19 protein-coding genes and 1 pseudogene are annotated in these 21,886 nt (G+C 66.4%); 9 read left to right on the top strand and 11 right to left on the bottom strand.

The genetic code is table 11. From position 1 onward, the window contains the following. Positions 1–314: 314 nt before the first annotated feature. A complete protein-coding gene (fabG, locus tag GV792_RS03110; RefSeq protein WP_163822023.1) occupies positions 315–1,043 on the bottom strand; it encodes a 3-oxoacyl-ACP reductase FabG in 729 nt (242 codons plus the stop codon). A gap of 58 nt (positions 1,044–1,101) precedes the next feature. After that, positions 1,102–2,271 carry an acyl-CoA dehydrogenase family protein gene (locus tag GV792_RS03115; protein ID WP_175582983.1) on the bottom strand — a complete coding sequence of 390 codons (1,170 nt, stop codon included), beginning with the start codon at positions 2,269–2,271 and terminating at the stop codon, positions 1,102–1,104. 87 nt (positions 2,272–2,358) lie between these two features. Here GV792_RS03115 and GV792_RS03120 point away from each other — a divergent pair, with 87 nt between their 5' ends. From GV792_RS03120 to GV792_RS03130, 3 genes are all read left to right on the top strand, one after another. Continuing rightward, positions 2,359–3,267: a LysR substrate-binding domain-containing protein gene (locus tag GV792_RS03120; RefSeq protein ID WP_163822025.1), complete on the top strand. Its 909-nt coding sequence runs from the start codon at positions 2,359–2,361 to the stop codon at positions 3,265–3,267. Positions 3,268–3,342: 75 nt separating this feature from the next. Next, on the top strand, positions 3,343–4,251 hold the full coding sequence (locus GV792_RS03125) for a helix-turn-helix domain-containing protein (RefSeq protein ID WP_163822026.1): 909 nt from the start codon (positions 3,343–3,345) through the stop codon (positions 4,249–4,251). Between the two features lie 132 nt (positions 4,252–4,383). After that, complete coding sequence (locus tag GV792_RS03130; RefSeq protein ID WP_163822027.1) at positions 4,384–5,817, top strand: hypothetical protein; 1,434 nt, start codon at positions 4,384–4,386, stop codon at positions 5,815–5,817. 28 nt (positions 5,818–5,845) lie between these two features. Here GV792_RS03130 and GV792_RS03135 read toward each other — a convergent pair whose 3' ends face one another. Both GV792_RS03135 and GV792_RS30040 read right to left on the bottom strand, forming a co-directional pair. Then, on the bottom strand, positions 5,846–6,232 hold the full coding sequence (locus tag GV792_RS03135; protein ID WP_163822028.1) for a VOC family protein: 387 nt from the start codon (positions 6,230–6,232) through the stop codon (positions 5,846–5,848). Between the two features lie 312 nt (positions 6,233–6,544). Continuing rightward, complete coding sequence (locus tag GV792_RS30040) at positions 6,545–7,189, bottom strand: hypothetical protein (RefSeq protein ID WP_309139068.1); 645 nt, start codon at positions 7,187–7,189, stop codon at positions 6,545–6,547. A gap of 172 nt (positions 7,190–7,361) precedes the next feature. Here GV792_RS30040 and GV792_RS03145 point away from each other — a divergent pair, with 172 nt between their 5' ends. After that, positions 7,362–8,459 (top strand): WD40/YVTN/BNR-like repeat-containing protein, encoded by a 1,098-nt coding sequence (locus tag GV792_RS03145; protein WP_163822029.1) that lies wholly within the window; start codon positions 7,362–7,364, stop codon positions 8,457–8,459. A gap of 6 nt (positions 8,460–8,465) precedes the next feature. Continuing rightward, the gene (locus GV792_RS03150) at positions 8,466–8,738 is read left to right on the top strand and encodes a MoaD/ThiS family protein (RefSeq protein WP_163822030.1); all 273 of its coding nucleotides are present in this window, start codon (positions 8,466–8,468) and stop codon (positions 8,736–8,738) included. Positions 8,739–8,744: 6 nt separating this feature from the next. Here the strand turns inward: GV792_RS03150 and GV792_RS03155 are convergent, their stop codons facing one another. Further along, a complete protein-coding gene (locus tag GV792_RS03155; RefSeq protein WP_178124413.1) occupies positions 8,745–10,700 on the bottom strand; it encodes an FAD-dependent oxidoreductase in 1,956 nt (651 codons plus the stop codon). 176 nt (positions 10,701–10,876) lie between these two features. Here GV792_RS03155 and GV792_RS03160 point away from each other — a divergent pair. Beyond that, positions 10,877–11,950, top strand: a pseudogene (locus tag GV792_RS03160) (glycosyltransferase); the annotation flags it as partial. A gap of 39 nt (positions 11,951–11,989) precedes the next feature. Here the strand turns inward: GV792_RS03160 and GV792_RS03165 are convergent. Further along, positions 11,990–13,153: a zinc-binding dehydrogenase gene (locus GV792_RS03165; RefSeq protein WP_163822032.1), complete on the bottom strand. Its 1,164-nt coding sequence runs from the start codon at positions 13,151–13,153 to the stop codon at positions 11,990–11,992. Between the two features lie 207 nt (positions 13,154–13,360). Here GV792_RS03165 and GV792_RS03170 point away from each other — a divergent pair, with 207 nt between their 5' ends. Further along, positions 13,361–14,674, top strand: a complete 1,314-nt coding sequence (locus GV792_RS03170; RefSeq protein WP_163822033.1) for a lipase family protein — start codon at positions 13,361–13,363, stop codon at positions 14,672–14,674. A 66-nt stretch (positions 14,675–14,740) separates the two neighbouring features. Here the strand turns inward: GV792_RS03170 and GV792_RS03175 are convergent, their stop codons facing one another. The 5 genes from GV792_RS03175 to GV792_RS03195 form a co-directional block, all read right to left on the bottom strand. Further along, a complete protein-coding gene (locus GV792_RS03175; RefSeq protein ID WP_175583927.1) occupies positions 14,741–15,898 on the bottom strand; it encodes an alkane 1-monooxygenase in 1,158 nt (385 codons plus the stop codon). Positions 15,899–16,019: 121 nt separating this feature from the next. Then, entirely contained in the window at positions 16,020–17,333 is a 1,314-nt protein-coding gene (locus GV792_RS03180; RefSeq protein WP_163822035.1) for a lipase family protein, read from the bottom strand. A 225-nt stretch (positions 17,334–17,558) separates the two neighbouring features. Continuing rightward, positions 17,559–18,071, bottom strand: coding sequence for a hypothetical protein (locus GV792_RS03185; protein ID WP_163822036.1), 513 nt, complete (start codon positions 18,069–18,071; stop codon positions 17,559–17,561). A 69-nt stretch (positions 18,072–18,140) separates the two neighbouring features. Beyond that, entirely contained in the window at positions 18,141–19,421 is a 1,281-nt protein-coding gene (locus GV792_RS03190; RefSeq protein WP_163822037.1) for a hypothetical protein, read from the bottom strand. A gap of 4 nt (positions 19,422–19,425) precedes the next feature. Further along, positions 19,426–19,641 carry a hypothetical protein gene (locus GV792_RS03195; RefSeq protein WP_163822038.1) on the bottom strand — a complete coding sequence of 72 codons (216 nt, stop codon included), beginning with the start codon at positions 19,639–19,641 and terminating at the stop codon, positions 19,426–19,428. Positions 19,642–19,975: 334 nt separating this feature from the next. Between GV792_RS03195 and GV792_RS03200 the strand changes: the two genes are divergently transcribed. Both GV792_RS03200 and GV792_RS03205 read left to right on the top strand, forming a co-directional pair. Then, entirely contained in the window at positions 19,976–20,980 is a 1,005-nt protein-coding gene (locus tag GV792_RS03200) for an alpha/beta hydrolase (protein ID WP_163822039.1), read from the top strand. Positions 20,981–20,982: 2 nt separating this feature from the next. Further along, the gene (locus tag GV792_RS03205) at positions 20,983–21,885 is read left to right on the top strand and encodes an SDR family NAD(P)-dependent oxidoreductase (protein ID WP_163822040.1); all 903 of its coding nucleotides are present in this window, start codon (positions 20,983–20,985) and stop codon (positions 21,883–21,885) included. Position 21,886 lies beyond the last annotated feature (1 nt).

The raw sequence follows: 21,886 nt of genomic DNA on the forward strand, positions 1-21,886 counted from the left end.
CTAGCCGGGGTTGAGTCGAGCGTCGAAGAGAGAGCCAGAAAGGGCGAATGTGCTCGATCACTGTGGTTCCGAGCTCGATTCGCACGTAGCTGTCACAGTAGCTGGCCCGTCCGCTGGTCGCGGCGGATCAGCAGCCACCGCGGCCGCCGTCTGCGATCGGTGCGGGCACAGACCGCCCCCCTTGCTCGGCTCCGCTCATCGGCTGCGGTTCGCGACGGCCTGCGGGGTCGCGGGAGCATTCGGGCCGGAAACACCGAAAACAGTCCCCGAGGCTGCCCCGGAATCGAACCTGCCGCCCCTGCGCGAATATTGGTTCACATGTGGCGACCGCCGGTGACCTCCGCGACCGTCCCGGTCATGTAGGAGGAGAGGTTGCTGGCATAGAACAGGGCAACCGAGGCAACCTCACTGGGCTCACCCGCACGCTCCATGGGGATCTCGGCCATCTTCGCCTCCCACGCCTTGGCGGGCATTGCTTCGGTCATCGCGGTGCGAATGAGCCCTGGCGCAATGACATTGACGCGGACACCGAGGTGCGCCACTTCCTTCGCGGCGGCCTTGGACAGTCCGACGATGCCCGCCTTGGCCGCGGAGTAATTGGTCTGGCCGACGAATCCGACCTTTCCAGAGATGGACGAGAGGTTGATGATGGAGCCGCCGCCGCTCTCGCGCATGATGCCCGCGGCCAGCCGGGTGCCGTTCCAGCAGCCGCGCAGGTGGACCTGAACGACATCGTCGAACTGCTGCTCGGTCATTGTGCGCATGGTCGCGTCACGCGTGATGCCCGCGTTGTTCACCATGACGTCGAGCGATCCGAAGGATTCGGTAGCCGCCGCCAGCAGAGCCGCAACATCGTCGGCGGAGGTGACATCGCATCGCATTCCGATCGCGCGAGTTGGCAGTGACGCGGCGGCCGCCTCGGCTCCGGCCTCATCGAGATCGCCCATGACGACGCGTGCACCGTGTTCGGCGAAGGTGCGGGCGATCGCCAGGCCGATGCCCTTGGCTGCTCCGGTGATCACGGCGGTGCGGTCGACAAGCATGATGGTCCTTTCCTTGGCGGACAACGATGTCGAAGTGCTCAGCGCGAATCTCGGCGGATCACGAGGCTCCCCGCTGCTGGGCGCGGACCAGACCACCACCGATGATGAGACGCTGGATTTCGCTCGTGCCTTCGTACAACCGCAACAGCCGGACGTCGCGGTAGATCCGCTCGACCGCCACGCCACGCATGTATCCCGATCCGCCGTGCACCTGCACCGCGAGATCGGCCACCTTTCCGGCCATCTCCGTACAGAACAGCTTCGCCGCGGAGGGCGCGATGCGTCGGTCGCGGCCGCTGACCCACGCCCGCGCCGCCTCCCGGACCATCGCCCGACCTGCCGCCACTCCGGTGTATTGATCGGCGAGCATCGCTTGGACGAGCTGGAATTCGCCGATCGGCACCCCGCCCTGGGAAACGTTCGCGGCGTAGGCGACCGATTCATCGAGTGCCCGCTGGGCTTGGCCCACCGCGAGCGCTGCGATGTGGACTCGACCGCGCGCGAGCGACGTCATCGCCGCCCGGTACCCGGCTTCGGCGTCGGCACCGACCAGCGCATCCGGGCCGACGCGAACGCCATCGAACGTGACGTCGGCGGTGCCTGCACCCTGCTGTCCCATCTTGGCGTCCTTGTCCCCAACGCTGACCCCCGCCGTGTCCGCGGGGACCAGGAACACCGCGATACCGTTGCCCGCTTCGGGCGTGGGGCGGACGCGGGCGAAGACGACGAACAGATCCGCCACCGGCGCATTGGTGATGAAGCATTTGGAGCCGTCGATCACCCAGTGGTCGCCATCCGCGCGAGCGACGGTGCGCAGACCTGCCGGGTTCGATCCCGCCCCCGGTTCGGTCAACGCGAAGGCGGCGGTGATCTGCCCTGCGGCCATGCCGGGCAGCCAGCGAGCCTGCTGCTCGGCGGTGCCGAAACCGACCAGGACCTGGCCGGCAATACCGTTGTTCGTCCCGAACATCGAGCGGAACGCCAGCGAGGTATACCCCAACTCCATTGCGATCTCGACATCCTGGACCAGGTCCAACCCCAGCCCACCCCACTGCTGCGGCAGGGCATAGCCGAACAAGCCCATCTCGGCCGCCCGCGCCCGCAGGTCCTCGGGGATCGCGTCGGCCGCCTGGATGTCCGACTCACGGGGTGCCACGCGCGTGCGGACGAAGTCAATGACCTGGGCGAGAACGTCGGCGAAGACATCGTCCGGTACGTCGGGATTCATGACCACCACTATCGCCTCGGCGATTACCTTCGGTCCAATACTTGATCGACCAGCCAGTGATACCTCATCTGTAATAATGACCGTGAGATGGACATAGGTCAGATACGCGCGTTCCTCGCCGTCGCCGAAGAATTGCACTTCGGACGCGCGGCCGAACGCCTGCATATCGCTCAACCACCGCTCAGCCGCACGATCAAGCGGCTCGAACGGGAACTCGGCACCACGTTGTTCGATCGCAACACTCGTTCGGTCACCTTGACCGACAGCGGCAAGGCCTTGATCAGCCCCGCAAACGATGTACTCGACGCGGCGCGCAGGGCGCAGGCCGCGGTGCGGTCCGCCGACGACGGTGACGTGGGCCTGGTGCGCATTGCCTTCGCCGGAGTATCGACCCACCGTCTTCTGGCACGGCTGGCCCGCGTGGTCCGGTCCGAGCGCCCGGGTATCGAGCTGGAATTGTCCAGCCAGAACTTCGCCCAACCCGCGATGAGGAAACTCCTCGACGGCGAGACCGATCTCGCCCTTGGCCGATGGGACATCGTGCCGCCCGAAGTCTCCGCCCGAGTCGTCATGCCGGATTCGCTCGTCTTAGCGGTGGCCGACACGCACACGTCGGCCGCTGCCGGCCGGATCTCCATCGCCGATGTCGCCACGGAGCCGTTCGTGGCCTTGCCACCACATGAGGGTTCGGTCCTGTCGGACCGGCTACGGCGCCTGGCGGGTGAACACGGCTTCGTCGCCGACATCGTCCAGATCGCACCCGACACCCAGACCGCGCTGGCCCTCGTCAGCGCGGAGGTCGGCTGCCACCTGACGCTCGCGTCGGTGGCGGGCAATGTCACCGATCCACACGTGGTCTTCCTCCCTCTCATCGACAGCACGCCCGATGTCGACCTCCGCGTCGCCTGGCGCACCGCCGACACCAGTCCGGCCCTGCGCGCAGTCCTGCAGGAGGTCATGAACCTGGACCCGGGCCTCGTCGCCGATGTTGGTTGACATCCCGAAGTCGCGACGCGAATATTCGGCTCACAGAAGCACATATCCGCATCGCAACGACAGCCGAGGAGTCTGGTGACCGAAAGCACGGGCGGATCCGCGACGTCACCGCCGACCGATCGCGTCGTCGGGATCATAGAGTTGCTGGCGTCCCTCGATTCCCCGGCGACCTCCGCCGATATCGCCGACACACTCGGCCTGAGCCGATCGACCGCGGGCGCGATCCTCACCTCACTGCGCGAGCACGGCTGGGTCAGCAGGCTCCCGGACCTCCGGTACACCGCGGGTCCGGCCCTCATTGCCGCGGCCGATAAGGTCCGCGACGGATTCAGCGCACCGAGCGGTATGGCCGGTCATCTCGAAGCACTCGCCGCCCGCGTCGGTTGCGGGGCGGCGATGAGTCTCGTCGAGGCAGATCAGCTGACGTTCATCGCCGTCACCAGGGGAATCGGCCATATCCCGGCCGGTGTCGAAGTCGGACTGCGGTTGCCGTTGCAGGCGCCGGCCGGCGCGACCGTTGTCGCGCTGTCGGACAGCACCGTTCAGCGTCAGTGGCTCGCCGCCACGGCACCCGGGCGTCGAGAGGGCTTGGCGGCGGCGCTCGACCAGATCGCCGACACCGGATTCGCCGCATGGGGCGCCGATGCCGCCGATCTGCATCGGATCGACGTCCTCGGTCGCGTGGTGGCGCATCTATCCACGAACGCCTCGAACCAGCCATTGCGGGAAGAGGTCCACGCCTTGATGGGCGAGACCGGCGGCCACCTCTACACCACCGATACCTGGCATTCCGAGCGCGATCTGCCGGTCAGCTACATGGCCGCAGCCGTGCACGATCGCGCGGGAAAGCCATTGTGGGAGATTCAGATCAGCCCATTGCGCACCTCGGTGTCCCTCGCCGAGCGGCACCGCTACGTCGAGGAACTCAGCGCAACGGCTCGCGCGCTCAGCGACTGGTCGCCACATTCCGGACACGCTCGATGAGGTCTTGCCCGCAGCCCACCCGGTCTTCTACCGTGTAGCTCCATGCGACTAATCGGATCGTTCGATTCGAATATTCGCATCCGCGCGGTTTCGTGGATGGCGAACCCACGCAATGACACTCAGGGAGTACCCATGTTCGACAGACTGGGCCGCGCCGCCGCGAACGCCGCGCTCGCCATGACCGCATTACTCACCATCTCCACCGGATCGGCCACCGCGGCTTTCGGTTCGCTACCACCCGCCAACCCGCACCTCGGCCCACTGGGTACGGCGACCATGCACGGCGACGCCGAATCCTCCGATGCCACACCGTTCGCCGGACCGGGCCCGGTCAGAGTCGACAGCGACTTCCGCGAACTCGCCGCCGCCTGCCCGACGATCCTGCAGGGCGCCGACGGCATGCCGCAGGCGTTGTGCACGAAGATTCTCGGCCGGTCACCGAAGGTCTTCCTGCTCAATCCGAACAATGGCCAGCCGCTCGCGTCGCTGGATCTGGAGAAGGGCAGCCTGCTCGGCGGGGTCTATGCCTACCTCGACAACCACGACCGCATGGTCACCGTCGACGGCAGCGGTCAACTGCTGCGGATCGCGCACCGCAAGGAGGGCCTGTTCTGGAAGGTCTTCGTCGAATCGAGAACCGATATCGCCCAGGCGGTCACCGGCCACTGCGGTGGTGGCGACTGCGATGCGGTCAGCTCGGTCATGCCCGATTTCGACGGCCGGGTCTGGTTCGCCACCGATAACGCCGCCGCCGGATTCTCCGACCCGGCAACAGGTACGGCCCGTTCGATCGTCCTCGGGCCCGGGGAAAAAGTCGCCAACAGCATCTCCAGCGCACCCGAGGGCGTGGCGATCGCCACCACACACGCGTTATATCTGGTCGATGTCGACGCCGCAGGAAGTCCGCGAGTGGTGTGGCGCAAGGCCTACGATCGCGGACCCGCGCGCAAACCCGGCCAGTTGAGTTGGGGCACAGGAGCCACTCCCACATTCTTCGGCCCCGGCCGTGGCACCGAATATCTGGCGATCACCGACAATGCCGTGCCCAAGGAGAATCTGCTGGTATTCGACACCGACACCGGCAACCAGGTGTGTTCGGTGCCCACCGTCGACGGCACCGAGAACTCGCCGATCGGCTCGGGTAACAGCCTGTTCGTCGCCAGCACGTACGGCTACCCGTACCCGGCAGTCCCCGAAGGTGCGGGTCCAAGTCAACCTGCCGACGCGAAGTTCACCGGCGGTATGGTGCGCGTCGACGTGTCGGGTTCGGGATGCACGGTGGTGTGGACCAACGACACCAAGTCCGCGGCAGTCCCCCGCCTGTCGGTGGCCGACGGCAAGATCTACACGATCGCGCGGCGACCGACTCTGCCCAACAACAGTTCCGATATCGGCGACAGCTACCACTACACCGTCATCGACGCCGCCACCGGAAATGTCGACCACCGCGAGCTCATCGGCGCGACCCCCCTCCATGACACGCTGCAAATGGTCGGCACGATCTCACCCGACCGAACCCTCTACCAGGGCACCATGACCGGACTGTTCCGCATCGCCCCCCGCTGAAACCAGGCCGGCCGCCTCCCGAACATCGTTACCTGGGCGCGGGCTGGAAGAGCTCGACGAGATTGCCGGCAGGGTCGGCCAGCAGGATCTGACGCCCACCCGGCCCGCTGACGAGTTCGCTACGGAAGGTGAGGCCCGCGGTGCGTAGCCGGCCGATCTCGGCGTCGAGGTCGTCGACGACGAGTTGGATGCGGTTGCGGCCCGCGACGCGTGCCTCAGCAGGAGTTGCGCGAGCACCGGAACTGGACGGCCCCGACAGCAGCAGTTCCAATTGCCCGCGAGCGACGGCAGCGAATGCGGGCGCGGCGTCCAGTTCGACGGTGAAGCCGAGATGAGTGGTGTAGAACTCGACGGCCGCGCCGACGTCGTCGATCAGGTAGCGAAAGCGGGCGCGGTCGGTGGGGGCGGCGGTCATGATCGTTCTCCTCGGACAGTCGTTGCAGCGATTGGAATCCGATGTGTGAGTCGAGTTCGGTTGCCAGGCGGCGGAACTCCGGAAGCGGGACCGGCCGTCGAACGAGATGGCTTTTCACGACCTCGGGACGGCGGACTGGGAACACGAGCCGCGTAGCGGCGTATTCGGAGCCAGGGACGCTGCTGATCAGCGAGTGCCGCCGGAAGTGGCCGCCTGCTGTACATCTGCTCACCCTGAGTCTAGCGGCTCCTCAGCCCATCGACGCCGTACGGAGACCCCTGGCCGAGGACCATCAACGGGGGTCGCGCGTGGTCAGCAGATGAGGTTGACCACTGAGCCAGGGGCGAAGGATACGTGCACGTGGTCGTAGTGGTTCGCGGTCGGGCTGCCGCGGTTTTCCATGTAGGACCAACCGTTACCGTCGTTGTAGCGCTGCTGCCAGATCACGTAGGTCACGCCGAAGCGCTCGCGGTTGGCCAGGACGAATTCCGCGATCGCATCGCCGTGCGCGGCGTCGGTGGTCATGAAGTCCAGGGCGAGGCCTGCGCCGTGGTCGTCGTTGCCGCGGCCGATGGCACCGCCGATGTCGGCGACCGCGAAGGTCTTCCCGATCAGGTTGCCGACCTGAGCAACGTGGGGGCGGGCGCCAACGAGATCTGTCGAACATTGGACGTGCTGGGTGGCCACTTTGGCCAACAAAGGCGGTTGATCGGCGGCAACCGCTGGCAGCGCAGGTCGCGGCTCGGGTGGCGGCGGCGCGGTCGTCGGTGCGGGGGCGGCGGCCACGGCGGCCGCCTGTTGCGCATCGACCGCCCCGGCCGCCTGAGTACCCGGGGTCGGCCCCATGGTCGCCCAGAGGACCGCCATGCCTGCCGTCGCAGCGCTTCCCGCAACCAAGGGAGCAAACTTTCGGGTTGCGGTCGGTTTGCGATGTTGACCACGCATGAACTCGACCACCGCCTACTCTCGGGAACAGATCACGGATACATTACGAAATGGTCGCGCAAATGTCACGCCGACGGTTCTGATGGGTTTCAGCGGTCGGCCTCGTTCGTTTCCGGCGGGTCGTGTCCTACCTGGGAGTACGCTCACACGCGTCTGCGTGGCGGTGACCGTATGGAGGTCGGCGATGGAGGTTTTGCTCGGAATCGGGACGCGCAAAGGGTTGTTCCTGGCGCGCAGCAAGGACGGTCGGTCGAGCTGGGACGTGAGCCCGCCGCAGTTTGCTGTGGCCGATGTGAAGGCCCTGGCGATCGACACTCGACGGGAGACGCCGCGCCTACTCGCGGGCGTGCTGAACAGCCATTTCGGGCCGACCATGGTGGTCAGCGACGACCTCGGTGAGACATGGACCGAGCCGGACGACGCACCGCTGGCCTTCCCCGAGGACACCGGAGCCGCACTGGAGGGCGTGTGGCAGATCGCTCCTGCGACAGACGCCGAACCGGACGTGGTGTACGCCGGCGCCGAACCGGCGGCGTTGTTCCGCTCCACCGATGGCGGCAGGACATTCGAGCTGATCAGGGGACTCTGGGACCATCCGCACCGTCCGCAATGGGAGCCGGGCGGCGGCGGGCTGGCCTTGCACACGGTCCTCCCACATCCGACGGATAGGCAGCGGATCGCGGTCGCCATCTCCACCGGCGGGGTGTATCAGAGTTCCGATGCCGGGGCCTCGTGGACACCGACGAACAAGGGTGTCACCGCCGACTTCATGCCGGGCGAGCTGCCGGAATGGGGACAGTGCGTGCACAAGGTCGCAGTGGACGCCGAGACCCCGAGCACCATGTACCTGCAGAACCACGGTGGCGTCTTCCGGACGACCGACGACGGCGTGAGCTGGCAGCACATCGACGGCGGGTTGCCGCCGTCCAACTTCGGCTTCCCGATCGTCGCGCACCCGCGCCGCGCCGGCGTCATCTACACCTTCCCCCTGGTCGCGGATATGGAGCGATTCCGATTCCCGCCGGACGCAACCTGCGCGGTCTACCGCAGCGAGGACGGCGGCGAGACCTGGTCGGCAAAGACCGAAGGGCTCCCGCAGGTGCCGTTCTGGGCTGCGGTCATGCGCGATGCCATGTGCGCCGACAACGCCGACCCGACCGGCATCTACTTCGGAACCCGAAACGGCGAGGTCTATTGCAGCGCCGACGAAGGCGAGCACTGGCAGCTCGTGGCCGGCGAGCTGCCGGACGTGTTGTGCGTGCGCGCGGCAGTCATCGGATAGAACGCCATGGCCCGCGTGCACCTGCCGTCCATGCTGCGTCCGTACGTCGACGGCGAAAAGGAACTCGACGTCGACGCGACGACGCTGCGCACCGTCTTGGATGCCCTGCGCGACCGCTCCCCCGCGCTGGAACGCCGCCTGCGTGACGAGACCGGCCGATTGCGCCGCTACGTGAACTTCTATATCGGCGACGAGGAATGCCGAACGCTCGACGGCCTGGATACACCGGTCGACGCGGGCACCGAGGTCATGATCATCCCCGCTGTCGCGGGCGGTTAGCACGGATCAGATCAGTCGCGCAGCAAGGCGTTCGGCGTTTATGTAGGCGATGGCCTCGATCGTCACCATGGGGTTGACACCGGAGGACGTCGGGAAACAGGAGGCATCGGCGACTACGATATTGGGCACTTCCCAGGTGGTGCCCTCGGGATCGGTTGCGGCAGTCTCGCGGGAACCACCCATCCGGGCCGATCCCATGATGTGCAGCGCAGCCATCGAACATTGGCCGGGCCCGTACCCGGCGCCATCGCCGGCCGCGACGAAATCGGCGTGCGAGCCGCGAGTCCCGGGTTCGTACGAAACGCCCGCCTGGTGACCGGAGAAGATTCGCCGCGCACCGGCGGCCTCGAGAATCTGTGCCGCACCGCCGATTCCGGTGCGTAGATGCGCTCGGTCGCGGGCCGACAACGTGTAATGGACGACCGGTTCACCGCTACGGTCGACGGCGACGATGCCGTGGTCGCGGTCGCGGGTGATGACGCCGACCACGCCGGTGTGGGCGAGTTCGAGCATCGTGGCGCGATGCGCCTCGGCACCGCGCCAGTTCATGAATCCGACCGCGAGCCCGGGCTGGACCGGCCCGGTCTCGTAGATGACGCCGTACCCGTCACCGTCCAGGTTCTGGTGGTGGCGGCAGATGCGTGCCTGTAGCCCACCTTCCCATGGTCTGATCTCCTCGGCGAACACTCCGTACACCGCGGCGGCCGGATGCAGACGCAGATACCGCCCGATGTTCTTGTTGCGTAGACCCGAGCGCCGCAGCAGCGCCGGAGTCTGAACCGCACCGGCGCACACCACGACCGCGCGGGCACGAACATCAATCCGCACGCCCTGCGACGTGACTGCCGTAACTCCTTCCGCGTGACCGTTTCTCACGTCGATCCTGCGGACGTTCGCGTCGACGACTATTCGTGCGCCGCGACCTGCGGCATCGTGGAGCCACGTCTTGGTAACCGATTGCTTGGCACCCAGTCGACAGCCGTACCCGCAGCTGCCGCAGTCGGCACCGGCATCGCAGGCATCGGATACATTGCGCGACAGGGTGTCCATTTCCCAGCCAAGCGCGGTGGCGCCGCGTTCGAGGACGGCGTCACGAGCCGACAAGGGTGATTTGTCCCGGTTCACACCCAGCCGCTGTTGTACGGCGGCAAGGGCCTGATCGAATTCAGGTGCGGTGAACTGGGGTACGCCCAGATCGGCCCATTCCGCGCGCACATCATCGGGGGTGGGCAGTGAGGTGCTCCAGTTCACGACCGTGCCGCCGCCGAGACAGGTGCCGGCCGCAAGAGTGAGTTGCCCTTCAGCCGTGGTTTGCGGTCCGGGCGCGTAAAGGCGCAGCAGCCCGTCCAGCTCGCCGGCGCCGAAATCGGCGTCGTCGTAGTAGTCGCCGCGTTCGAGGACCACGACATCCAGTCCCGCCTCGGCCAGCACCGCGGCCGCGGTTCCGCCGCCTGCACCAGAACCGACGATCACTACATCACAGCTGAGGGTCGACGGTTCGGTTGTCCGCAGCGGCGTGAGTGCGGCCGGCGGAGCAGTCGGCAGCGGGCCGGGCGGGGCGGGATAGCCCATCTGCTTCCACAGCGGATTCACCCCTGTGGGGCCGGGGGTGACGTTGTAGGAGAGCAACGCCGCCGACTTGAGTGCCTGGAACAGCGTGCGCTTGGCTGCGATCCGGGAATCGCCCAGCCGCAGTAGTGCCTGTTCCCGTTCGGCGGGCGACAGGGCCGAGAACCGCCTCGGCCCGCTACCCGAGAGCATGCCGAAAAGCCGTGAGTCCCACAGGTTCAACAGCATGGCCAGTTGCTTGGTCTCAGCCTCGCGCGGGTTGCGGTCGAGCATCCGAAAGACCGTGTCGACCGCACCCAGCTCGGTCGCCGACGGCAGCGCCGACCCATCTCCCGGCGCGAACGTATCGCAGATCATGCCGAGCGCCGCGCGCTGTGTTGCTGTCGGCTTCACACAAGTCCCTTCGTCACGATGGGTGAGTTCTACCACCTGACTAGAATTCTCGCTAACTTATCGCGGGACGGCGCCCGGCTGCCTGTATTTCGCGAGTTCGATGCGGGCGACGACGCCGCGATGCACTTCGTCGGGGCCGTCGGCGAACCTGATCGCCCGACGGCGCCCGGGCCTTGTGTCGTGCTGCCAAGGACCACTCGCACGGGACCGGCGACCGCCTCTCGCGAAATCTCATCTATGGCACCTGGCTCGACCGCGTCTACGCCGCGACCGGCGGCCGTACCCACGCACCGCTGCTCCCCCTCGTATCCCGCGTACTGCGCACCCTGCCGCTGCGCAATGCCTATGACGCCGTGCTCGTCAGCCATCATGCCTTCGCCACCCAGGTGGTCTTCGCGACCGACGCCCCCGTGATCGCCTACGTGCACAGCCCCGCTCGCTGGGCGTGGGACCGCGCATTCCGCGCGCAGGAGGCGGGTGGCCGGGCAGGCCAGTTGGCCTTGGCCGCCCTCGGCAGGCTGGCTCGGCACGCGGAAACGCGGGCAGCACCGCGCCTGACCCTGGTGCTCGCCAACTCGCGCGCGGTGGCCGATCGCATCCGCGACTGGTGGGGCCTACCCGTCATCGTCATCAACCCACCTGTCCGGCTCGACCGCTTCTCACCCGCCACCGACATCCCCCGCGAAGACTTCTTCCTCTTCGCGGGCCGACTGGTTCCCTACAAACGCCCCGACCTCGCCATCCGCGCCGCCCAGGATGCCGGCTGCCGGCTGGTCGTCCTCGGCGACGGCCGTGCGCGCTACTACCTCGAGACCATCGCGGGCCCCGAAACCACCTTCCTCGGCGCAGCACCCGACGAGATCCTGCTCGATATGTATCGCCGCTGCCGGGCACTCATCATGCCCGGAGTCGAAGACTTCGGCATCGTCCCGGTCGAAGCGATGGCCTGCGGTACCCCCGTCCTCGCCATCGGCGCGGGTGGCGCGCTCGACACCGTCGTTCCTGGGGTCACCGGCGAACATCTGGATCTCGGCTCGGATTCCGCCGTTGTCGCCCGACTGGCCAGGGCCATGCGGGACTTCGACCCGACCCGCTATGACCCTCCCGCGATCACGGCACACGCAATGATGTTCTCTCCCCATACCTTCCGCGCGAAGATCTCCGCAGCAGTCACAGGCCAGTGCCCCGATTCTTTCGATAGCTCTGTGGACGACCTGCAGTCGCCGCCATTGCGAGAAACAGGATCCTGACCACCACAGACGGCCGGCGACTCGGCGGGAGGACCCCGCTCACGGTTGGGTGCGGTCACTCGATGGGTCGATGAGGATCTTCGCGTGCCGTTCGGGGTCACCGAGCGCGTCGAAGGCATTGGCCACGCCGTCCAGCCCGACCGTGCCGGTGACGAACGGCGCGACATTGATCTTGCCGTCGGCGATCCAGTGCAGGGTCTGCCGGAATTCGGCGGGGTCGTAGCCGAAGACGAACCGTAGGTCGACCTCCTTGTTGATCGCCACCGATGGCCGGAACGAGTCGGGCGTCATGCAGACGCCGACCACAACGACGCGGGTCAGCAGTGGTGCCGCGGTGACGATCTGCTCGATCATGCCTGGCACGCCGACGCACTCGAAAACGACCGGTCCTCGTGGAGTCGCGCCGAGTTTCCCCGCGGCCCGCAGGACATGCCACCACGGCAGATACGGCACGCGGCGCAGCTTGTCCATCGCGGTGATCCCGCGATCTGCCAGGCCGATCGACTCGGTGAGGTAGCGGCTGCTCTGGGCGAACGACGACCAGGGCGACTCGGTCGCAGGATCGACCACGATATCGGCACCGCAGGCCTTGGCGAGTGCACGGCGTCCGGCCGAGAAGTCGCTGGCGATCACGGTGCGGACGCCGGTCGCCTTCAGCATCGCGATCACCCCGAGTCCGATCGGTCCGCAGCCGATCACCACCGCTGTATCCTTCGCGCCGACCTCACCTCGTCGCACGGCATGCAATGCGACCGCGAGTGGTTCGGTCAGCACGGCGGCGTCGGCCTCGACGCCGTCGGGCACCCGCATCGACATCGACTCGGTCGCGAGCACCTGCTGTGCGTAGCCGCCGGACGCCTTCTCCGAGAGGCCGGTCAGCTGGATCTCGCCGTCGCGCCTGATGATCGGCAGTGCGACCACTCGGGTGCCGAGCGGCCATTTCTCGCGACAGCCCGGCCCATATCGGGCGACCGTGCCGCAGAACTCGTGGCCCAACACCACGGTGTGGCTGCTGCGCATGAAGTCGTGGTAGCCGACCGCCGCGACGTCGTCGGCGGTCAGGTCGGCATGGACCCTGGCATGCAGGTCCGAACCGCAGATCCCGCACCGCTCGACGTCCAGCAGTACCTGCCCCGGTCCGGGCACCGGATCGGGTACCTCGGCGACCTCCAGCTGCGATTCATGACACGTGACGGCGCGCATGAGGTGAGCGTAGGGGAATTCCGGCTGCCGAGGCACTCATCGACCGCAACGCGATTTCGGCGGATCCGGTATCGACCGTTTGTGCAAGTGACCAAACTGATGAACGGGAGTTCGTCGGATTTCGGATACCGGACGGGGATGGTCGCGTTATCTACTGGGCACCCGCGTGATCGCAGCGGCGCGATCGGCCGGCCGAAACGAGGGTAGATGTTCGAAGATTCCAGGGTGGTTCGGTTCACCGCCGTATCGTTGGCGGCGTTGTGCGTCACGGCCGCCGGGGCAGGCGCCGCGGATCCGCTTCCGCCGTTTCCGCCGGATCAGAACCAGTTGCCGTCGCTGCCCACCGAGCCGCAGCTCTACGACATGCTGCCGATTCCGGTACCCGCCGAGGACCCCTGGTACAACGATCCGCCGAACCTCGCGGACTACGCGCCCGGCGAGATCATCCGGTCCCGAACCGTACAGACCCGACTACTCGGCATTCCCTTCCCGGTCGATACCCGACAGCTGCTCTACCGAAGCAATGACGTCCACGACAACCCCATCGCCACGGCCACCTCGGTGATCACCCCCGGGATCCCGTGGCACGGCAGCCCCCGCCCGGTGATGTCGTTCCAGGAGGCGATCGATGCCACCGACTCCGCCTGCAACCCGTCCTACACCTTGCAAACCGGGACGATGAAGGAGGCTGCGCTGGCGCAATTCTGGCTGGCGCAGGGGTTCGCGATCAACGTGCCCGACTTCGACGGAAAGTTCAACACCTTCAACACCTACGATGAGGGCAAGATGGTGTTGGACGCCCTCCGGGCGATGAAAAACGAACCGACACTGGGTCTTACCGATTCCGGAATCGCGCTGTACGGGTATTCCGGTGGCGGTTCGGGCTCGCTGCGCGCGGCAGAGCTCCGCGAAACCTATGCACCCGGTGTCCGGCTGCTCGGCACCGCGGTCGGAGGCATGCCCGCCGATCTGATGGCGCAGGCGCGTTACGCCGTCGAACAGCAGCCGGGGCTCACGGGAATCAGCAACTTCACCATGTGGCTGGGATTCGCCGCCCTGTCCCGGGAGTTTCCCGACGCGTTCGATGCCGAGGAACTGCTGACCGAAGACGGTCAGCGCATTCTGCAGGAATTCCAGAGCCGCTGCGTCTACACGGTGGCATTGACCGGCATGTATCGCCCGATCAGCGACTACTTCCAGCCCGGGAAATCTCTCGAGACGTCCCCCGAAGTCCAGGCCGTCCTCGCCTCACAAAGCCTCGGCAAACATATCCCGGACACCCCGGTCTTCTGGTGGCACGGCATCTGGGACGAACTGATCCCGCCCGCCGCCGTTCTCCCTGTGGTCGATGACTATTGGCGCCGTGGCGCCGATCTGCGGTTCTACACCATGCCGCTGCCCGAACACATCGTGAACGCCGGTGCTGGCTGGCCGCCTGCGGTCGCATGGACGAGTGCCGTCCTGCGCGGGCTGCCACCCGGTCCCCGCCTCAAGGCCGACTTCGAGCTGCCCGGGAACTAGCACCGCATCCGACAGTGTCGGTGCACCTGGCACGACACTCCCGATGCCCCACTGCTCAGCATTCCTTCAGGCTGCCGGTCGGCGCAGACCGCGGTTCGGTCGCTGCGTCGTGGACCGGCAGACCGGGCTGATGGTCGGCGACGGGTTGGCGGCCGTCCGCACCGGATGCTTCGTATTGACGAGGCGGAGGTCACCGCCGTAATGAGCCAGAACCCGATGGTCCATGACCGCCCGCCACACGGGCGGCACCGCTGCCAGAATGATCATGCTCGCGTATCCGGCCGGCAATTGCGGCGCCTGATCAGAGCTGCGCAAGGTCTGGTATCGGCGTCCCGGATTCGCATGATGGTCGCTGTGCCGTTGCAGATGGAACAGGAAGATATTGGTGACGAGGCGGTCGCTGTTCCAGCTGTCGCGCGGCGAGCATCGAACATAGCGGCCGTCCTCGCGGCGTGCGCGCAGCAGACCGTAATGTTCGACGTAGTTCACCGTCTCCAGCAATCCGGCACCGATCACCGCCTGCAATATCAGAAACGGAACGATCTGCGGACCGTAGAGCAGGACCAAGGTCGCGAACAAAATAACGCTCATCAGCCACGCCTGCACCAGGTGATTTCCCGGGCTGAACCAACGTTTTCCCTTGCGGGACAGACGTTCCCCTTCCAGGGCGAGCGCCGATCGGAATCCGCCGATCATGCTGCGCGGCAGAAATTCCCATAGCGACTCGCCGAATCGTGCACTGGCTGGGTCCTGCGGCGTCGCCACGCGCACATGGTGTCCGCGATTGTGCTCGACAAAGAAGTGCCCGTATCCGGACTGGGCCAGTGCGATTTTCGCCAGCCATCGCTCGAGATGCTCGGCCCGATGGCCGAGTTCGTGGGCGGCATTGATCCCGATACCCGACACCAGCCCCAGTGTGCAGGCGAGGCCGAGCTTGTCGATGACACCGAGTTGCGCACTCGACCACAGATACCCGGCGATGAACAGCCCGCAGAATTGGATGGGCAGGAACAGGTAGGTGCACCATCGGTAGTAGCGATCACTCGACAGCGCATCGTAGTCGTCGTCCCGCGGATTGCTCCCATCGTCTCCCACCATCACATCCAGCAGCGGAATCACCACGAGCACGATGATCGGGCCCAGCCACCAGAACAACCGCAGGCCCGTCAGGGTCACGAGCACGACCGGAAGGACAGCACACCCGGGGGCGATCAGCCCGAGCAACCACAGATACCGCTTCGGGTCACTGACCCCTGTGTTCGTGAAGATCTTTCTAGCAGGAGACAAACGACTTACCCATCGTGAACATGGCCATCAAGAACAGCGCCCCCGCTCGGGCGATGGGTCAGGGCAGATTCCCGCAGTTGTTCGGCGCGGGAGCACCCGCCAGCCGGTCGATGACCCACTGATGCGACGAGCTCAAGGCGGGGAAGAACGACAGCACGTGGGTCCCGGCGATCCCCGACAACGGCGACGTCGCCGGATCCGCGTTCAGCTCCACGATGGCGCCCTTGCCGCACCAGTCGGCCGCCGTCGCGCGAACCGGCCCGAACGGCGCTCCTTCGTCGTTGACCGCCTGCGAAATACGCACCGGCACCGATGGACTCATTCCCCCGACGCGCTGTTCGGCGAACGCTGCTCGGAGCGCCGGCGAACGATCGATCACCGCGGTGAGCGGTTGACCGCTCGTCGTCCACTGGGACGTGTGTGGGTGATTCTGAGCAATACCGAAGGCTACGGCGCATTTGACCGATGAATCCCGAAGAATCGACTTACCGGTCTCGTTCAGTTCGGCGTCGAGTACCGGTCGAGTATCGGGGTAGTCGGCGGCGATTCCGTTGAGAATCCAGGCGAACGCGGGGGCGAAGGCCGGCCGCCCGTCGTTGTGCGCGATCACCGACACGTCATCGACCACCGCGCCGCCGACATAGGCACCCTTCACGTTCAGCTCGGGGGCATAGCTGCGCTGCAGCTCGGCGGCGGCCGCCGACGCCATGCCACCTTGGGAATATCCGTAGAGCACGACCGGCGAGCCGCCGTGCAGGCTGGTTCCGGGCAAACGCAGGGCCGCGCGTGCGGCATCCAGCAGCGTGTGGGCCTGCGACTTCCGGTTGAGGAAGTCGTGCACCGCCGGGGTGCCCAAGCCGAGGTAATCGGTGACGACGACCGCCATCCCTCGTCCGAGCAGAGAGTAGATGGCGAGGACGTCGTACTCGACGCTCGCGTCGAAAGGTGCTTGGAACTGAACTAGATTCGACAGCCCCTTCGATGTTGCGCACTGGTCGCCCTGCCCCTTCGACCCGCCGGCGTAGGCGATCAGCGGCCGCTCACCAGGACCGGTCCACGGCTGGGACGGCTCGAGGTAGGTCGCCACCGCAGCTGCGGGGTTGCCGTGGGTATCCGAGCTCACATGCATGATTCGCGTTGCGTTCGCCGGAATCGGGCCGGCCCCTCCCGGGACCGACACGGCAAGGTTCGCGTGTTCGGCCCGGACGATCGTGCCCGCCCCACCCGGCAGCGGAGCAGGAGGCACATAGAAATCGGCTGCGGCCACCGGCGCGGGATCGGCCGAGACGGCGGGCGCGGCGAGCACCCCACCCCCGGCCATCATCATGGGTCCGGTCAATACCGCAGCGAACTTGAGTACTCGGCTCCGCACGATCGATCCTTCCGTCAACTGGGGAAGTTCACACATCGAGAAAATCGGATACAGCATCGAGATCAGCAACTATAGATAGCAGATCCCGATGTGAGGTGGACAACAGGGGTTATTGATCGGCAAGACCTCCTCGTACCGCGTGTTGCCGCGCTCCGGTGTTGCCGCGCCACAACCATGACACGTCAGACATCTCGCCCTCGCGTTCTGTTCGAATAGGGTTGCCGACTACCGCGCGCCGCGGAATCGAAGAACGGCACCGGTGTCGAGATCGGTCAATGTCAGCACGTCCCGGTCGACATCGGCTCGGGCCGCGCCTTGCATCAACGCCCACAGCTCGGAGTGATCCCGATACGGCAGCCCCGCACCATCGGAGTCGCCGTGCGCCCACTCCCACCGCCGGTCCGAGAACATCAGAATCCGTTGTGCGGCAGTCTGTTCGATTGCAACGATCGCACTCCCTTCATCCCACTCGCAATCGAGATGGAATCCGCTCACCCCGGCGGCACCTTCGGGATCAATCCGCAATATCGTCTTCGCCGCGATCTCCCGACCCGCACCGCTCGCGGGTTCGATCCGGTATAGCGCCCAGTCCGTGCCACGGAGCGAGACCTCCGATTCCGATGTCACGTCCGGCCATGGATCGTTCGCCGGTACGGCGGCCGCGACCCCTGGTTCGATTACACTTGCGGCGATACCTGCCGCGAATATCCCACCGACAACCATGGATATCGGTTTCATGCGAAGAACCTATAACACACCCACCCCGAAATTGGTGAAGACGCCCCGCCAGATCGCGCTTGTCGGGGTTCACCAGCCGCGGTGGCGGACCTTACGTCGACGGTGGTAGAAGACCTCCTCGAGCGAGACCGGGTCGAGCACCTCGGTGATCCGCGCCAGGCGGGTGTCGTACCGATGCTCGTGAATGTGGCGGTGCAATCCGCCGCGACGCTCGGGCGGCAGTTGTGCCCAGATCGCGCCGATCCGGTCCTGCTGCTCGGTGGAGGATTCGGCGATCAATTTCAGTAGTGCGGGCCAGCAGTGTGCGTCGGTGGCGCTGGCCGGTAGCGACGCGACCGTCTCCTCGGACAGCCCTGCCAACAACCCGGCAATGTAGCGTCGCGAGGGTTCATTCAGCCGGGTGGACAGCGCGAACAGGCCCCGCCAGCTGTGCGGGTCGTGGCGCCGGTCCAGAGCCCGGACCACAGTGGCGAGCACAGCGGCGTCGGCGAATACCGGATTCCCGGCCAAGGCCCAGTGCGCGAACGGTGTGAGGCGCCCGAAGATCGTCAGCAGCTCCGGCACGGCCCGCCCGGACAGAGCCGTGCGAATGAACCTGCCGACCGCGGGCGCGGAGCCGTGCCCGAAAAAGATGTCGCCGACGTTCTCGACGACGTCGGGCTCCCAGCGACAGAACACTGCAAGCATCGCGTGCTGCAACGCCGGCGGGCCGGCCAGGACCGTCTGCATCATCCGTGGCACCCGCTGTCGGGGACCGGCGAGCAGTTGACGGACGATCGCGCTGAGGGTGTCCGCGGAGTACGCGAAGGCAGCGGTGAAGATCAACCCCGCGTCGTCGTCCACCAGCTCCTCTACCGCCGAGACCATCGGTGGAGTTGCCGCGGCCAGGAAGCCCGCGGCGGTCACATAGTCACCGCGGCGCAGAATTTCGTTGAGGATACTCATTGCCGGGCCCGGTGGCGCGACATCGACGAGCTCGGCGAACACCCGTGGATCCAGGTAGGGAGCGCAGTCGGCAGCGTAGGTGGCGTCGAGCATGGACACCGCTTCGGCCGCCTTCTTCAGGTGGTCGACGCCGATCGCGCCGGCCAGGCGACCGGCAACCATAGGCGGCACCAGCCGCTGTACCAGCGGGATTCCGATGCTCAACGGCACGATCGGGACGAGCAAACTGGCACGGCGGAAGGTTTCGGTGTGCTGGTCGAACAGGACCCGCATCATTCGGTCCTGTAGGTGATGCAGCTGGTCTGCGCCGAGCCGAGCCAACGGCGCCAGATGCTGTGGCGGCACCTGCAATGTGCGGGCCAGGACCACGAGTTGGGTACGGGTGACAAGGTCGGTCTCAGACATCGTCCTAGATGTCCCCGAACATGATCTTTCTGGTGATGGCACGCAGCGGACGCGGCAGCGCGCTGAGCGTCGTATCGATCGACCGGCTCAGTGCGACGACCTCACGAGACTTGGCCTCCCGGAACAGCATCAGCAGGTCCCGGGTTTCGGCGTCGGTCAACAGGTCGAGCGGGGGCAGCGGCCCGTCGAGTTCACGTGCGAGGTCGTGTCGGGGCGTCATGGATACTCCTCGCGGTGAACGATTGCCAGACCCATGACAATGCAGTCTCGGGTCGTACGCGTCTCGGGGTTTCGCGAATTTTGTGTATTCCCACGAACTGTGGGCGCCGGTTGGTGTTCCATCGCCTGGGCGGGCCGCGTCGCCGCGCACCGCGACTGCCAGGACCTCGACCGGACTACTTCCCCGAACCCGCAGCGCCTTCTCCCCCGCCGCTGCCGTCCACGACCGGATAGTCCTCCACCTGCGCAACACCGGCTCCGCGCCCTCCAAAGCGTAATTACGGTCAATAAATGTGCCATTGACAACTGGCACATAAGACAGTGACACTCACTGCATGGCAACAACAAGGTCAACGGCGACCTCACAGTTGGCGACAGCAGTACCGACAGCACCTACACTGCGGTCGCGGCTGGCGCTGGTGTCAGGGCGCTACCTCATACGCCCGATCAACTGCGCTCTGCCGCACAACCGATGGGGAATCCACGCGGCACGCGGGTTGGTTGCCGCGATCATGGCCGTCGGCGGGCCCACGCCGCCGGGCACACAGGTGACGCAGGTACGTTCCGGGCAGGTGCGGGGTGAGTGGGTCTGCGCCGCAGGAGTCGAGTTCGGTGACCGGGCGATCTACTTCGTGCACGGCAGCGGCTATGTGATCTGCTCCGCGCGCACACATCGAGGACTGGCGGCGCGGTTGTCGCATGAGACAGGACTGCCGGTGTTCGTCATCGACTACCGGCTCGCACCGGAGCATCTCTTCCCCGCAGCCGCCGACGATGTCGCCGCCGGATACCGCTGGTTGCTCGGAAACGGTTACCGGGCAGCGGACGTGGTCATCGCGGGCGACTCCGCGGGTGGACATCTGACGATGGACCTGCTGCTCGAGAATGCCCGAACCAGCATTGCCCAACCGGCCGGAGCCGTACTGTTCTCGCCGCTCATCGACCTGTCGTTCCAGCTCGCCGAGCACCACCAGCGCCGCGGCACCGAAGCCATGGCATCGGCTCGGGTGGGCCGGAGGGCGGCCGAACTGTATATCGCGGAGTCGGCGGCCGATTCGCCGCGATTGCAGTTGACGATCCCGCCCGGCACGGCGCTACCGCCGCTGTTCGTGCAGGCCAGTGACGCGGAAATGCTGGTCGGTGACGCGATACGGCTACGGGATATGGCGGTGGCCGCCGGTGTGCCCTGTGAGCTCGAGTTGTGGCCAGGGCAGATCCATGTCTTCCAGGCGCTGCCGTTGATAGTGCCCGAGGCCGCGCCCGCGCTGCACCGGGCTGCACATTTCGTCACCGACTCGCTGGCCGGATCCGCGGCCTCGACCCGGGAGCGAGTGAGCTGATCATGTGGGGATGGAGTGATCTGCTCGGCGGCGGAAGTCGCCGCACTCATGGCACGAAAGCCGTGGTCACCGGAGCTGGGAGCGGTATAGGGCGGGCCTTCGCCCTCGAACTCGCCGCACGCGGCGGCCAGGTGGTGTGTGCCGACATCGATAAGGAACGCGCTGATCAGACGGTGCGGTTGATCGAACGTATCCACGGCGGGACTGCGCATGCGATCTTCTGCGATGTCTCCGATCGCGCCGATATGGAAAGCCTTGCGCTGCATTCCGAACTGCTGTTCCAGGGACCGCCGACGCTGGTGATCAACAACGCCGGCGTCGGAATCGGCGGTAGTCCGGTGGGCGAGATCGGTCTCGACGACTGGCAGTGGGCGCTGGCCATCAACCTGTGGGGTGTGGTGCACGGCTGTGAGTTGTTCGCACCGCAACTGCGGGCGGCAGGGCGTGGCGGCATCATCAATGTCGCCTCGGCGGCGGGTTTTGCCGCCGCGCCGACCATGGCCGCCTACAACGTCTCCAAGGCGGCGGTCATGTCGCTGTCGGAAACGTTGGCCGCCGAGATGTCGGGCAGCGATGTCGCGGTCACCGTGTTGTGCCCGACCTTCGTCAAGACGAACGTGGCGCGCGACGGTCACATCAGCGCCGCGTCGATGGCTCTGGCCGAATCTCTCATGCGCTGGACGGGTTTCTCACCCGAACACGTCGCCAGGATGACCCTCGACGCGCACGACCGCGGGCGGCTTTATGTACTGCCCCAACTGGACGCGCAGCTGATCTGGCTGCTCAAGCGACAGTTTCCCACCCTCTACACCCGCGGTCTCGGCGCACTCACTCGCCTGCTCCCGCAGCAGGATTCGCCCTCCGGCGCCACCGCGACCACCGACACCGAAAAGACTGGAGTCTGAG

Origin of the sequence: Nocardia cyriacigeorgica (assembly GCF_010868145.1) — a bacterium.
GTDB lineage: Bacteria > Actinomycetota > Actinomycetes > Mycobacteriales > Mycobacteriaceae > Nocardia > Nocardia cyriacigeorgica_D.